Source organism: Natrinema versiforme (genome assembly GCF_005576615.1).
Taxonomy (GTDB): domain Archaea; phylum Halobacteriota; class Halobacteria; order Halobacteriales; family Natrialbaceae; genus Natrinema; species Natrinema versiforme_A.
The window spans coordinates 1,637,675-1,650,674 of the sequence record NZ_CP040330.1 but is presented as its reverse complement, the minus strand read 5'-3'; the positions used below and the strand labels follow the sequence as shown (position 1 = coordinate 1,650,674).

Genomic DNA, 13,000 nt, shown 5'->3' with positions numbered 1-13,000 from the left:
ACAGCGATACGCGCACACCCTTCGACGCGGTCCACCTCGCCGAGTTGACGGAGACGCGCTCGTCTCTGCTGGCCGGCCGAACGAGTTGCTCTCATTCCTTTCTTCCGATAGAGTCAATAGACACACATAAAAAGATACAGTATATCATGTGTGAAATCATTAGTATGAACCGACGAACGCTACTCGCTGCCGCTGGCACGGGCACCGCTGCACTCGCCGGCTGTTTCGACAGCGAGGAGCAGTCCGCCACGAACGGTAGCGAGACGCCTGTCGCGAAACAGAATAGCGACTCGAGCGCTACCGACGGCGGCGACGGCAGGAGCGAGAGCGAGCGCGAATACGAGTGGTACCACGACGTCGGCGGCCGGGTCGATACCGTCGCGAACGGAACCGTGTTCGGTACCGAAAACAGCCTACTCGAGGAGTCCGATCGGTTGGGTGGCGGTATCTTCGCGCTCGACCGCGAGACCGGCGATCACCTGTGGACGCACGGCTCTAGCGGTATGCACTCAACGTACACGGAACCGACCGTGGCTGACGCCGTCTACGCCGGCTACGGCGACGACGTGATCGGCAACGGTGCCGGAAAAACGATCGCAGTCGGACACGACGGCGAGTTGCGGTGGTCACGGGAGACCGGCAGCGTCTACTCCCGCCCGCGAGTCGCGGACGATACCGTCTACGTCGGCGGTGACGACGGCGTCGTTCACGCGTTCGCGACGGACGACGGGACGACGCGCTGGAGCGAGCGGGTCTCCGAACCGGCGACGGCGTCACGGAAGATAACGGTCGCCGCTGTGACCGACAGCGTCTACGTGACGACCGGGCGACTCCTCTCGCTCGATCCGGACGACGGGAACGTCCGCTGGACGTATGGCGATGGCGACGATCGAATCCGCGATGCGACGATCGACGACGGGACCGCGTACGTCTCGACCCGGGACGGTATCGCCGCAATCGCCGACGGAGCGGAACGCTGGCACGCCGATTCGGAATCGTCCTGGTCGATCAGGGCCGTCGATACCGAACGGGTCGTCGTCGACGCCGGCAACGAACTCGTCGGGCTCGATGTCGAAACCGGCGACCGACAGTGGACGATCGAGGGAGTCGACCGGGCAACGGTCTCGGTTCCCCACGAGCGGATATACGTCGCGGGCGACCGGGTACGGGCGTACGGGATAGCCGACGGCGACGAACTGTGGCGCGAATCGATCACCGACTCGGCATCGGTCGAGTCGCTTCAAATCGCCGGCGACGGCGATACAGACGCACACAGTGTGATCGCACGGATCGGCGACACGCGATTCTCCCGGCTCGATCCGACCGGCGACGTAACGGGGACCGCCTCAGTCGATGCCCAGATCAAGCACTTTGCCGTGGACGACGCCGTGATCGCGGGAACGCGTGACGGCATCTACTCGCTCGCCCTCGAGTGAGCGACTCGGTGAGCGAATCGGCCCGAACCGGATCGGGTGGATCCGGGCTCCGCAACCACTAAACGCGACTCACACCTACCCGTAGTCAATGACTGATTGGACCGAGAAGTACCGCCCGACGACGCTGTCGGAGGTGCGCGGAAACAACAAGGCCCGCGACAAACTCGAGGAGTGGGCCGAGAGCTGGGATGAACACCGGAAATCGGTGATCGTCCACGGCAGTCCCGGGATCGGGAAGACCTCCGCCGCCCACGCGTTGGCAAACGACATGGGCTGGCCCGTCATGGAGCTAAACGCCAGCGACAGCCGCGGGGCCGATGTCATCGAGAAGGTCGCCGGCGAAGCCGCAAAGAGTGGCACGCTCACCGGCGGCGAGGCGGGCCGCCGGCTCGTCATCTTGGACGAGGCGGACAACTTTCACGGCAACGCCGACTACGGCGGGTCGCGGGAGGTCACCCGCGTCGTCAAGGACGCGAACCAGCCGATCGTCCTCGTGGCGAACGAGTTCTACGACATGAGTAAGTCGCTGCGCAACTCCTGTGAGACGATCGAGTTCCGCGACGTCTCGAAGCGGTCGATCGTTCCCGTGTTGCGCGATATCTGCCGCCGCGAGGGCGTCGAGTTCGAGGAGGAGGCTCTCGAGAAGATCGCGGAATCGACCAGCGGCGACCTGCGCTCTGCGGTCAACGACCTGCAGGCCGTCGCCGAGGAGACCGAGCGGCTGACCGTCGACGATGTGGTGACGGGCCAGCGCGATACGACGGAGGGAATCTTCGACTTCCTCGACGAACTCATCAAGGAGAAAGACGCCGAGGGGGCCCTGCGGGCCTCCTACGACGTGGACGAGACGCCGGACGACCTGCTCAACTGGATCGAGGACAACGTCCCGAAGGACTACGAGGGGGCGGAACTCGCCGACGCCTACGAGTTCCTCGCGAACGCCGACCGCTGGCTGGGCCGCGTGCGGGCGACACAAGACTACTCCTACTGGCGCTACGCCACGGACAACATGACCGCCGGCGTCGCCGCCTCGAGACGTGGCGACAAGGGCGGCTGGACCCGCTACGGCCCGCCGAGCTACTGGTCGAAACTCGGCCGGACCAAGGGGACCCGGAACACCCGCGACGCGATCGCCGAGCGCATCGCCGAACGGGAGGGGACGAGCGTCGCGACGGCTCGGCGCGAACTCATGCCGTTCCTCTCGGCGATGACCCACCACTGCAAGAACCGCGAGCTGACCGTCCGGATGGCCGCGGCCTACGACCTCGACGAGTCGGCGGTCTCCTTCGTCACCGGCAGCGGCAAAGACACTAACAAGGTCCAGTCGATCGTCGAGGACGCCGAGGAACGCAAAGCCGAGCAAGCCGTCGAGCACTCGGGCAACGCCTTCTTCGAGGCCGAGGGCTCGAGCGAGGGCGACGCGGACGCCGCCGAAACGGGGGCCGATGGGAACGCTGACGGCGACGCGGCCGATGACTCGAGCGGCCAACAGGCGCTCGCGGCCGCGGAGGCGGACGAGGGAGGCGACGGCGAGCCGTCGGACGAGGCGTCCGCAGCCGAGGACCCGGACGAGGATCAGTCGGGACTGGGCGACTTCCTCTAATCGACGACCGAATCGCCGCCCGGCGACGCCCTCGGTTCGGCGGCCGCGGAAACGGGCCTTTCCGGACGTGTTTCTCCCTCATCGAACATATCAATTCGCAGATTGACGACACTATTACGTCGATGAACGGTGTGCCATCTCATGGTGACCGACCGAATGACAGACCCCCATAGCTGCCCGCTCTGCACCGAGTCGTACGACGACCGAAACGACCTTCGCGTCCACCTCGAGGTCGAACACCGAAAATCCGAGGTCGTCTCCCAACTGGTCGAACTCGACGCGGCGGGGACCGATCTGTCGTCCGGACGTGAACCGGCGGCGGCCGACGACGAGCTTCCGGCACCATCCGCCGACTGACCGCGACGCGCTTAGATTCCGTCGACCGGAAGCGACGCCAGAAAGTCCGAGGAAAGTGCGCTGCCGATACCGGCAGCGAGGTGACGCGGGTCGGATTCTCCCGCAGGCACATCGTCGTCCAGCGGCGGGACCGTCTCGACCGCGTGGCCGGTCATCCGCTCGAGTTCGTCGGGGTTAGTCCGTTCGGCCACCGTCTCGCCGGCGTACTCGTTGACGACGATTCCGCAGACATCGATCCCGCGGGCCTCGAGCGCGTCGACCGAGAGCGCGGTGTGATTGAGCGTGCCCAGCCCCGAGCGTGCGACGACGACCGCCGCGGCCTCGAGATCGGCGACGAGGTCGATCACCTCGCGGTCGCCGGCCAGCGGTACCCGGAGTCCGCCGATTCCCTCGACGATCGGGACCGGGGTCGCCTCGATTTCGCGCTCGCAGGCCGCGCGGATCGTCTCGTATGCGAGGTCCTCGCCCGCGACCTCTGCGGCGACGCGGGGTGCGAGCGCCGGCTCGAGGTAGCGCGGGCAGGTCGCGGCCGCGGGGTCGTCACAGGCCGCGGCGACGAATCCGGCATCACCGACGAGCGAAGCTCGTCGAGCCGACGACTGTGACTCGTCGACATCGTCGGGCGGGTAGCCAGTCTGGGCCGGTTTGATCGCCCGCGCGTCGCGGCCGGCCTCGCGGAGCAGCCGCGTGAGGCCGGCCGTCACGACCGTCTTTCCGACGCCCGTTCCGGTGCCGACGACGGCGATCGGTCGGGTCGCGGTCACAGCAGCCCCACTTCCTCGCCCGCCGCGCGGAACGCCTCGAGACAGTCGATGATGTCGCTCTCGTCGTGGGTGGCCATCGGAACGACGCGGAGCCGGCTGGTTCCCTCGGGAACCGTCGGCGGTCGGATCGCCGGTACGACGACGTCGCGCTCGCGGATCCCGTCAGCGAGGGCCATCGCGTCCGCCCGGTCGCCGACGACCAGCGGGAGGATCTGGGAGTCGCCCCAGACGTCGAACCCCATCGACTCGAGGCCGTCGCGGAGGTGAGCGACGTTCTCCCAGAGGCGCTCTCGAGCGTCGCCGTGTCGGGCGACGTGCAAGGCTTCGCTCGCGGCCGCGGCGGCCGGCGGCGCGAGTCCGGTCGAGAACACGAAGGAGCGCGCGTCGTTTACCATGCACTCGATCAGGTCCGCGCTGCCGGCGACGTAGCCGCCCTGACTCGCCAGGGCCTTCGAGAGCGTCCCCATCTGAATCTGGATCCGGTCCTCGAGCCCGTTGGCCTGTACGACGCCGCCGCCGTCCGCGTAGAGGCCGGTCGCGTGGGCCTCATCGACCATCACCCACGCGCCAAAGGCCTCGGCGGCGTCACAGATGGCCTCGAGGGGCGCGACGGTGCCATCCATGCTGAACACCGAATCGGTGACGATCAGCCACGACTCGTCGGCCGGGTCTCGGCCGTCCCGCGCGGCCGCGTCGGCCCGTTCCTCGAGGGTCGATCGCAGGCTCGCGGCGTCGCAGTGGTCGTAGACGACAGTGTCGGCGTCCGTGAGCCGGCAGCCGTCGACGATGCTCGCGTGATTCAATTCGTCGGAGAAGACGACGTCCGGCTCGAGGGCGGTGATCGTCCCGACGTTCGCGGCGTACCCCGACGAAAAGGTCAGCGCGCGCTCGGTCCCCTTGACCTCGGCGAGCAGTCGCTCGAGGTCCCGATGGACCATCGTGTCGCCGGTGACGAGCCGGCTCGCTCCGGCCCCGGTGCCGACGGTCGCGGCGGCCTGCCGAGCCGCGTCCTGAATTCGCTGATCGTCCGTCAGCCCGAGGTAGTTGTTCGAGGCGAAAACGAGCGCCTCCCCCGCCTCGAGGACGGGTAGCTCACCGCCCGAGGGCTCGGCGAAGTAGCCCCGCTCCGCGACCCGGTCGACGGGCGAGAGGGCGCGTTTCAAGTCGTGGTCCTCGAGGCGCTCGAGTCGGTCCTCGAGGTCGAACCCGCGGTCGGCCATTCGGCTAAACGGACTCAGTGCCACGGTTTCACTCTCACGGTTCTAATCGGTCGGTCGGTTCGACCCGAAACGGCTGGAGCGGCCGGCTCGAGACGGTAAGTCGCTGTGTGGGCTGGAGTATCGGTGTCATATGTGTTCGAGAGTAGTCGGACGATGCCGGGCCGACGCTCAGAAGCCGGGCAGCAGGTCCGCCGGGCCGAAGACGCCGTACTCGCCGGCGCGGTTCCGCCGGACACCGGTCTTGAGATAACCAAGTGCGGGCCCGTTGACGTTCGCCTCCATGCTCGTCTCGTCGCCGAGTTCGAACGTGTTCGTCGCCGTCTCGCCGTCGAAGGTCCGCCCGGTCACGCGGACCGTGGTCGTCGTCGGCTTCTCGTCGTTGCGAACGTCGAGGATCCCGCCGACCGTGACGTCCTCGGCGTCGCAAACGCCCGCGCGCTCGAGGAGGACGTCGTCGGCGTGTTCCATGTCCTCGAACTCGATGACGCCGTCGTGGTCGTCGATGATCGCCTCGATCTCGGCTTCGGAGAGCTCGCGCGCGGTCTCGATGTCGTACTCGGGGAGGTGCGCGATGTCCTCGCGGACGGTGCCACGGTTGTCCTCGTAGCCCGATTTGAGGCCGACACCCCAGTGGATGTCGACATCGGTAACCTCGACGAACGACTGCGCGGCGAGCGCGGCCGCCCCGGTCAGCAGGCCGGGGGTCGCGCCCGCGCCGCAGACGAAGGTGATGCCGGCCGCCTCGAAGTCCTCGCTGCGGTCGTCGAGCATGCCGATCACGCGCGAGCGCTTGAGCACGTCGACCAGCACGCCCGCGTAGTCGCCGTCGACGAAGCGGTCGGCGGTCCGCGGGATGAAGTCGTGTTCGTAGTTCGGCAGGGCCAGCAGGACCGCGTCGATTTCGTCGCCGCGGTCGATGACCTCCTGAATGGGGTCTTCGCTCGGGCGGGCCTGACTCGAGGCGACGACGCCCCGCTGCTGGCCGTGTTGTTTGACACCGCCTTCGGCGGCGGTCGTCCCGCCGGATCCGCCGTCCGTCGCGACCTCGTTGTCGATGTTGCCCTCCGTCGCCGCCAGCAGTTCGTCCACGTCGAGGCCGTCGCCGTCGAACGCGACGCCGTGGCGATCGCACGCCGCGACGGGCGTCAGCGCGTCTTTATGCTGGCTCACTTCGAGTGCTCGTCGGCCGATACCGCCGGTTCCGAGTACCGCAAACGTGATTTCGTCCATGACTGTCGATGTGTTGAATCCGCCGTCTCAGTCGTCGCTCGGTTCCGCGCCTGTACTCGCCGTCTCGTCGCTCGAGGACTCGGCCGACCCGCCGTGGCGGGCCTTGACCGCCTCGGGGTCGAACTCGTTGGTGTCCCGATTGGGCTCGAGGCCGGCGCGTTCGATGATCTCTAAGTCCTCGCCGGGGGATTGACCCTCGGTCGTCAGGTAATCGCCGGTGAGGAGGCCGTCAGCGCCGGCCTCGAGCGGCAGGTGCTGCTCGTCGGGTGCGAGGTTGACCTCGCGGCCGCCGGTCAGGCGGACCCGCGACTCGGGGTGGAGCAGTTTGTACACCGCGACCGTCTTGACGATTTCGTCCGTGCTGATGTCGACCCCCTGCTCGGCCAGCGGCGTCCCCGCGACGGGGTTGAGGACGTTGACCGGCAGCGAGGAAATGCCGATGTCTTGCAGGGCGATCGCGGCTTCGACCCGATCGGTCGGCGTCTCGCCCATCCCGAGGATGACGCCCGCACAGAGGTCCATTCCGGCCGCCTTGGCGACCTCAAGCGTTTCGACCCGGTCTTCGAAACTGTGCGAGTCGACGATCTCGGGGAAGTAGTTCGGCGAGGTCTCGATGTTGTGATTGTAGTGGTTGATCCCCTCATCGGCGAGGATCGCGGCTTCCTCCTCGGTGAGAATGCCAAGCGAGGCGTCGACCTCGAGATCGCACTCGTCGCGGACGAGGCGGATCGACTCGAGGACTTCCTCCCATTCCTCGGGGCGGCGTTCCTTCGAGACGCCCTTCTCGGCGACGACGATGCCGAAGCGCTGGGCACCGTCGCGTTCGGCGCGTTTTGCGGCCTCGAGGATCTTCTCGGGCCCGAGGAAGCCGTAGGTGTCGATACCGGTGTCGAAGTGGACCGACTGCGCACAGAACCCACAGTCCTCGGCACAGTTGCCCGCCTTCGCGTTGACGATCGAGCAGGCATCGACCGTACCGTCGCCGAAGCGATCGCGCACGGCCGCGCCGGCTTCGGCGAGTGCGTCGACCGGTTGGGCCATCAGCGCGAGCCCGTCGGTGCGATCGAGCCGTTCGCCGGCCAGCACCCGCTCGAGGGCGTCGTCGACCGTCTCGTTTCCAGTCTCGTAAACCACGATCCTAGAATCGGTTAACGATAATATAATGTTTTTGGATGATTATCCCGATTGACCGGTACTCGAGGACCATCGCTTCTCACAGGAGGGGAATACACCGCCCGATACGTCCGAAATGGCGTCTCGGCGTGAGTGACAGCGAGTCGACGACATCCCTGTGCTCGGATCGCTGCGTCCGGAAACGGTGGGCGGATTCATCTCAGTTTCCGAACCTTTGAATAGTGGCATGTGGTGTCGTGGCATATGGTTGTCAGTCTCTCAGAGGAACGGTTCGCGGACGTGCCGAACTTCGACTACGAGCCGCAGTACGTCGATATCGGCGAGTTAGACATGGCATACGTGGAAACGGGCGGTCGCGAGGGCAGCGGCGATGCCGAGGAGACGTTCCTCTGTCTCCACGGCGAACCCACGTGGTCGTTCCTCTATCGGAAGATGATGCCCACTCTGGCCGAACGCGGTCGCGTCGTCGTCCCCGATCTGATCGGCTGTGGCCGCTCCGATCGGTACGAGGACCGCGACGCGTACTCCGTCGAGATGCACTACGACGCGCTGCAGACGTTCGTCGAGAAACTCGAGCTGACGAATATCACGCTCGTCTGTCAGGACTGGGGCGGCGTCCTCGGACTGGCGCTCGCGGCCCACGAACCCGAGCGGTTCGCGCGCCTCGTGCCGATGAACACCGGCGTACCGGACGGGACCCAAGCAATGAGCGACCGGTGGCACGAGTTCGCGGAGATGGTGGCGACCGCGGACGACCTCGACATCGGCAGACTCGTCCGGAACGGCTGCTACCGGGACCTCTCCGAAGCCGTGGTCGACGCCTACCGCGCCCCGTTCCCCGACGAGCGATACATGGCCGCTGCGCGGACGTTCCCCGGCCTCGTCCCCCAGTCGCCCGACGATCCGGGGGCGGACCTGCTGGCGGAAACCCAAGACCGGCTCGGCGAGTGGGAGAAACCGGCGTTCGTCCTGTTCGGGCGGGAGGACCCGATCACGTCCCACGACCGCGACCCGCTCCGGCACCACATCCCGACCGCGAGCGAGCAGCCCGATATCTGGATCGACGAGGCCGCCCACTTCTTACAGGAAGACGCCGGTGAGGAAATCGCCGAACACATCGTCGACTTCATCGATCGAACGTCATCGGCCCGCTAGCAGACGGGGTCTCGATTGCGCTCAGCGCGGTGTCCCCACGTCTGACTTCTCGAGGCTGCGCCGGTTCCGCGTGCTCGTCTGCGTCACGCTCGAGGCGCTCGCCGTCTATCGACGCCTCGAGGGATCTGATCCGCCCTGGTATCGTCTCGCACGTATCCCCGCGAATACGATAGTTCGCAGTGGTACCGCCCGTCCGTGCCGGTCGTCGAGTTTGGACCCGTCCTGTCGTCACCCGTGATTGTCCGTATCGGCATGCGTGACCCTATTCAACTGCCCAGTTGTCAACTTCCGCGACCGTCGAACCCGCCTGACGGCCAGTACACTAATGCAGTACTTCTCTCATCTATCGTGACTGAGAAAATTCCAAAAATTAAAGTCGCGTGATTATCCACTAGCACAGAAGCGAGAGTATGACAGAGAGTACAACGGACAATCCGGGCGACGGGGCACTCGAGGTGGGCTCGAGCGTCGACGACCTGTTCGGGGACATCGAGACCGGCGGCGATTCGGGGGACGAACGCCGGGCTGCCACGGCAGAGGGGGACCGGACCGACGGCGAGGAAACTGACGGCGTCGAGGATACGACGGCCGCCGACGTCTTCGATCAACTCCGCGCAGACGCGGCCGACGAGGGCGGTGCCGACGAGGTGCTCGCGGACGAGAGTCCGGACGATATCATCGCGAGCGCGGACGAACCGGACCCCGAGCCGGAGACGCCCGTCGACGACGAGTTGGTGGCCGACGACGACGAACTGACGGATCTACTCCTCACTGGACGCACGAAAGACCGGGAGTTCCTCTGGATCGATCCGAACGGGTCCGACGATTCGCCGGGCGACGAGACCGGAGACTCGGCCGCGACTGAGGAAGACACCGATGCGGCCGCCGAAGAACCGTTGGCTGCCGACGCGCCGCCTGCGACCGACGCCGAGACGGAAAATGACGACCCGCTCTGGGACGCCGATGACGAGGAGGGCACCTCGAGCGATACCGAGGCCGTCGACGAGCCGTCCGAAAGCGGGTCCGGTGTTGAGAGCGAGTCAGACGACGGTCTCGAGTCCGACGCAGCCGATACGACGGCCGTGACTGCGGAAGACACGACCGCAGCGGCCGATACCGATGACGCCCCAGAGGCGGAACCCGACTCGAGCACCGACGCCGTGGCGGACGACGATCGCGATGATCTAGAAGACGATACCGCGGACGACGACGGCGACGGCGCGGGCCTCGAGATCAGTTCGGAAACCCCTCCGGCCGAAGACGCGACGGTCGAGGATGGCGACGACGCCGAGAACGAGACCGTCGCCGACGACGATGCGGACGCGACGGCGACCGATGACGGCGAGTCGTCGGGGCCGCTCGGTCGGCTTCGGTCGACGCTCGGCGGGTTGTTCTGACTCGCTCGGCCGACGTCCCGCTGACGAGTCGGTAGCGATCGCGCGTTGCGGAATCGCATCGATTCGCGCCACGATCGCCCGATACACTCCCGGATTTTCCCTCGCGCTTCGATCGGCCTCGAGAGAGCGGTCACGGTTCGGGGTGCCAGGCGAGCCCATCCCGTCGAATCGCGTACGATTTTGCGCCGCACTCAGGACACCGCGTGCCGCCCGTCTCCGGATCGTCCGCTCGCTCCGGAATCGTGTGCTCGTTCCCGCAGTTTTCACACTCGAGCCAGACCGGCATACGGGCGAATGATGTGTGGCTTCCCCGTGATCCTACTGCGCGAATACGACGGGCGTGCACTGCGAGTCACACAGCGGAGCGACGGTTCCGTGGCTCGAGGGCAGTGAAGATCGGCTTGAGTACAAAAGACCGCAAAACGGTCAGCCCGCGAGCGCGGTCACGGGCCGAGGCGGTCACGGGATCGAAGCGCTACGAGAGGAACTCTTCGATGTGGTTGGCGACTTCTTCGGGGGTGTCGCCGACGGGGACGCCGGCGTCGTTGAGCGCCGAGATCTTGCTCTCTGCGGTGCCGGTACCGGAGCCGGAGACGATCGCACCGGCGTGGCCCATCCGCTTGCCCGGGGGCGCGGTACGGCCGGCGATGAAGCCGGCGACCGGCGTGTCGACGTAGTCGTCGATGAACGCGGCCGCTTCCTCCTCGTCTTCGCCGCCGATCTCGCCGCACATGACGATGGCGTCGGTGTCGGGGTCGTCCTCGAACAGCTCGAGGGCGTCGACGAAGTCGGTGCCGATGATCGGGTCGCCGCCGATACCGATGGCCGTCGTCTGACCGATGCCGCGAGAGGTCAGGCTATCGACGACCTGGTAGGTCAGCGTCCCGGAGCGGGAGACCAGACCGACGTTCCCCTCCGAGAAGATGTTGCCGGGGAGGATGCCGAGTTTGGCCTCACCGGGCGTGATGAGGCCGGGACAGTTCGGGCCAATAAGTCGGGTATCCGTCTCGGAGAGACGCTTGTTGACTCTCGCCATGTCCTGGGTCGGGATGCCCTCCGTGATCGCGACCGCGAGGTCGAGATCGGAGTCGAGTGATTCGAAGACCGCGTCGCCGGCAAAGGCCGGCGGGACGAAGATGACCGAGGTGTCGGCGTTCTCCTCGTCGACGGCTTCGTGGACCGTGTCGTAGACCGGCACGCCGCTGACTTCCTGCCCGCCCTTGCCGGGGACTGCACCGGCGACGACGTTGGTGCCGTACTCCATCATCTGTTCGGCGTGGAACTTGCCTTCCCCGCCGGTGATGCCCTGTACCACGACGCGCGTGTCGTCGTCGACTAGTACGCTCATTGGTCGTTCACCTCCCCAGCGTACTCGACTGCACGCTGGACCGCGTCCTCGAGGGTCTGTTCGACCGTCACGAGGTCCTCATTCAGAATCTCCATGCCTTCCTCCCAGTTGGTCCCGGCCAGTCGGACGACGACCGGTTTGGGGATCTCGTCGAACTGCTCGAGCGCCTCGTTGATACCGCGGGCGACCTCGTCGCCGCGGGTGATCCCGCCGAAGATGTTGAAGACGACCGAATCGACGTTATCGTCCGAGAACACCATGTCGAGCGCGTTCGAAATGCGCTCGGCCTTGGCGCCGCCACCGACGTCCAGGAAGTTCGCGGGCTGGCCGCCGTAGTGGTCGACCAGATCCAGCGTCGTCATCACGAGTCCGGCGCCGTTGCCGATGATGCCGACGTTGCCGTCGAGACGGACGTAGTCGAAGCCGTACTCGTCGGCCTTCTGCTCGAGTTCGTCGCCGCCGGCTGCCTCCTCTTCCATCTCGGCGAGTTCGGGCTGGCGGAACAACGCGTCCTCGTCGATGTTCATCACGGCGTCGGCCGCGATGACCTCGTCGTCGCTCGTGACCATCAGCGGGTTGATCTCGGCGTCGGCGCCGTCCTTGTCGTCCCAGAGCTGATAGAGCGTGGTGAGGACACTTGAGACGTCGCGCGCGATCGACTGATCGACGCCGGCGTCGTAGACGGCCTTCCGCGCTTGGTAGGGATGCATCCCGAAGGAGGGATCGATGTGTTCGCGGGCGATCGCCTCGGGATCTTCCTCGGCGACCTCTTCGATGTTGACGCCGCCCTTGGTCGAGACCATGGCGACGGGTTTGCCCTCGCCGCGGTCCATCGTGATCCCGACGTAGAGTTCGTTCACGAAGTCGACCGCTTCCTCGACGAGCACGCGGTCGACGTGATACCCCTTCAGATCCATCCCGAGGATGGAGTCGGCCGCCTCGCGGGCCTCCTCCTCGTCCTCGGCGAGTTTGATTCCGCCGGCCTTCCCCCGGCCGCCGACCTGTACCTGCGCTTTCACCGCTACTGGATACCCGATCTCCTCGGCCGCGGTGACGACGCCGTCGACGTCGGAGGCGAGCTCCGAAGCCGGCGTCGGAATCCCGGCATCGGCGAAGACGTTCTTCGCCTGATACTCGTGTAATTTCATGCCATTTGAACGGCCGTTCCGACCTTGCTTAAATCCTGCCAGTTTCCACTCGCCGCGGGACATCAATCGACGTGTATCGACCCCATCGGGCCCGTCACCGCCGTACCGTTTTTCTTTCCACCGTCTTTCTGTGGGTTTTCAACCGAAGGTGGGTGTGGCCTACCCGCACGTTCGGACTCGGCACCGAACCATCGCGGTGAGTAGTCGA

The 13,000-nt window shown here is 66.3% G+C and carries 11 protein-coding genes; 5 read left to right on the top strand and 6 right to left on the bottom strand.

Annotation, left to right across the window (positions count from 1 at the left end):
* Positions 1–164: 164 nt before the first annotated feature.
* The 3 genes from FEJ81_RS08015 to FEJ81_RS08005 all read left to right on the top strand — a co-directional run bounded on the left by FEJ81_RS08015 (position 165) and on the right by FEJ81_RS08005 (position 3,396).
* Positions 165–1,436: a PQQ-like beta-propeller repeat protein gene (locus tag FEJ81_RS08015; RefSeq protein WP_138244796.1), complete on the top strand. Its 1,272-nt coding sequence runs from the start codon at positions 165–167 to the stop codon at positions 1,434–1,436.
* A gap of 88 nt (positions 1,437–1,524) precedes the next feature.
* Positions 1,525–3,039 carry a replication factor C large subunit gene (locus FEJ81_RS08010; RefSeq protein ID WP_138244795.1) on the top strand — a complete coding sequence of 505 codons (1,515 nt, stop codon included), beginning with the start codon at positions 1,525–1,527 and terminating at the stop codon, positions 3,037–3,039.
* A 156-nt stretch (positions 3,040–3,195) separates the two neighbouring features.
* The gene (locus FEJ81_RS08005; RefSeq protein ID WP_138244794.1) at positions 3,196–3,396 is read left to right on the top strand and encodes a C2H2-type zinc finger protein; all 201 of its coding nucleotides are present in this window, start codon (positions 3,196–3,198) and stop codon (positions 3,394–3,396) included.
* An 11-nt stretch (positions 3,397–3,407) separates the two neighbouring features.
* On the opposite strand, the gene bioD is transcribed toward FEJ81_RS08005, so the two are convergent.
* The 4 genes from bioD to bioB all read right to left on the bottom strand — a co-directional run bounded on the left by bioD (position 3,408) and on the right by bioB (position 7,744).
* The gene (bioD, locus tag FEJ81_RS08000) at positions 3,408–4,160 is read right to left on the bottom strand and encodes a dethiobiotin synthase (protein WP_138244793.1); all 753 of its coding nucleotides are present in this window, start codon (positions 4,158–4,160) and stop codon (positions 3,408–3,410) included.
* Positions 4,157–5,380 (bottom strand): aminotransferase class I/II-fold pyridoxal phosphate-dependent enzyme, encoded by a 1,224-nt coding sequence (locus tag FEJ81_RS07995; protein WP_138246737.1) that lies wholly within the window; start codon positions 5,378–5,380, stop codon positions 4,157–4,159. The genes bioD and FEJ81_RS07995 overlap by 4 nt, the downstream gene beginning before the upstream one ends.
* 168 nt (positions 5,381–5,548) lie before the next feature.
* Complete coding sequence (locus tag FEJ81_RS07990) at positions 5,549–6,610, bottom strand: Gfo/Idh/MocA family oxidoreductase (protein ID WP_138244792.1); 1,062 nt, start codon at positions 6,608–6,610, stop codon at positions 5,549–5,551.
* Positions 6,611–6,637: 27 nt separating this feature from the next.
* Complete coding sequence (bioB, locus tag FEJ81_RS07985) at positions 6,638–7,744, bottom strand: biotin synthase BioB (RefSeq protein WP_138244791.1); 1,107 nt, start codon at positions 7,742–7,744, stop codon at positions 6,638–6,640.
* A 243-nt stretch (positions 7,745–7,987) separates the two neighbouring features.
* Between bioB and FEJ81_RS07980 the strand changes: the two genes are divergently transcribed.
* Together FEJ81_RS07980 and FEJ81_RS07975 are read left to right on the top strand one after the other, a co-directional pair.
* Positions 7,988–8,899 (top strand): haloalkane dehalogenase, encoded by a 912-nt coding sequence (locus FEJ81_RS07980; protein WP_138244790.1) that lies wholly within the window; start codon positions 7,988–7,990, stop codon positions 8,897–8,899.
* Between the two features lie 410 nt (positions 8,900–9,309).
* Complete coding sequence (locus FEJ81_RS07975) at positions 9,310–10,296, top strand: hypothetical protein (RefSeq protein WP_138244789.1); 987 nt, start codon at positions 9,310–9,312, stop codon at positions 10,294–10,296.
* A 475-nt stretch (positions 10,297–10,771) separates the two neighbouring features.
* On the opposite strand, the gene sucD is transcribed toward FEJ81_RS07975, so the two are convergent.
* Both sucD and sucC read right to left on the bottom strand, forming a co-directional pair.
* Positions 10,772–11,644 (bottom strand): succinate--CoA ligase subunit alpha, encoded by an 873-nt coding sequence (gene sucD, locus FEJ81_RS07970; RefSeq protein ID WP_138244788.1) that lies wholly within the window; start codon positions 11,642–11,644, stop codon positions 10,772–10,774.
* Positions 11,641–12,792 (bottom strand): ADP-forming succinate--CoA ligase subunit beta, encoded by a 1,152-nt coding sequence (gene sucC, locus FEJ81_RS07965; protein ID WP_138244787.1) that lies wholly within the window; start codon positions 12,790–12,792, stop codon positions 11,641–11,643. Before sucC ends, sucD begins: the two co-directional genes overlap by 4 nt.
* Positions 12,793–13,000: the final 208 nt, after the last annotated feature.

Coding starts and splice junctions, on each gene's coding strand:
- FEJ81_RS08015 (WP_138244796.1), top strand. CDS start 165: ATGAACCGACGAACGCTACTCGCTGCCGCTGGCACGGGCACCGCTGCA.
- FEJ81_RS08010 (WP_138244795.1), top strand. CDS start 1,525: ATGACTGATTGGACCGAGAAGTACCGCCCGACGACGCTGTCGGAGGTG.
- FEJ81_RS08005 (WP_138244794.1), top strand. CDS start 3,196: ATGACAGACCCCCATAGCTGCCCGCTCTGCACCGAGTCGTACGACGAC.
- FEJ81_RS07995 (WP_138246737.1), bottom strand. CDS start 5,380: ATGGCCGACCGCGGGTTCGACCTCGAGGACCGACTCGAGCGCCTCGAG.
- FEJ81_RS07990 (WP_138244792.1), bottom strand. CDS start 6,610: ATGGACGAAATCACGTTTGCGGTACTCGGAACCGGCGGTATCGGCCGA.
- FEJ81_RS07980 (WP_138244790.1), top strand. CDS start 7,988: ATGGTTGTCAGTCTCTCAGAGGAACGGTTCGCGGACGTGCCGAACTTC.
- FEJ81_RS07975 (WP_138244789.1), top strand. CDS start 9,310: ATGACAGAGAGTACAACGGACAATCCGGGCGACGGGGCACTCGAGGTG.
- sucD (WP_138244788.1), bottom strand. CDS start 11,644: ATGAGCGTACTAGTCGACGACGACACGCGCGTCGTGGTACAGGGCATC.
- sucC (WP_138244787.1), bottom strand. CDS start 12,792: ATGAAATTACACGAGTATCAGGCGAAGAACGTCTTCGCCGATGCCGGG.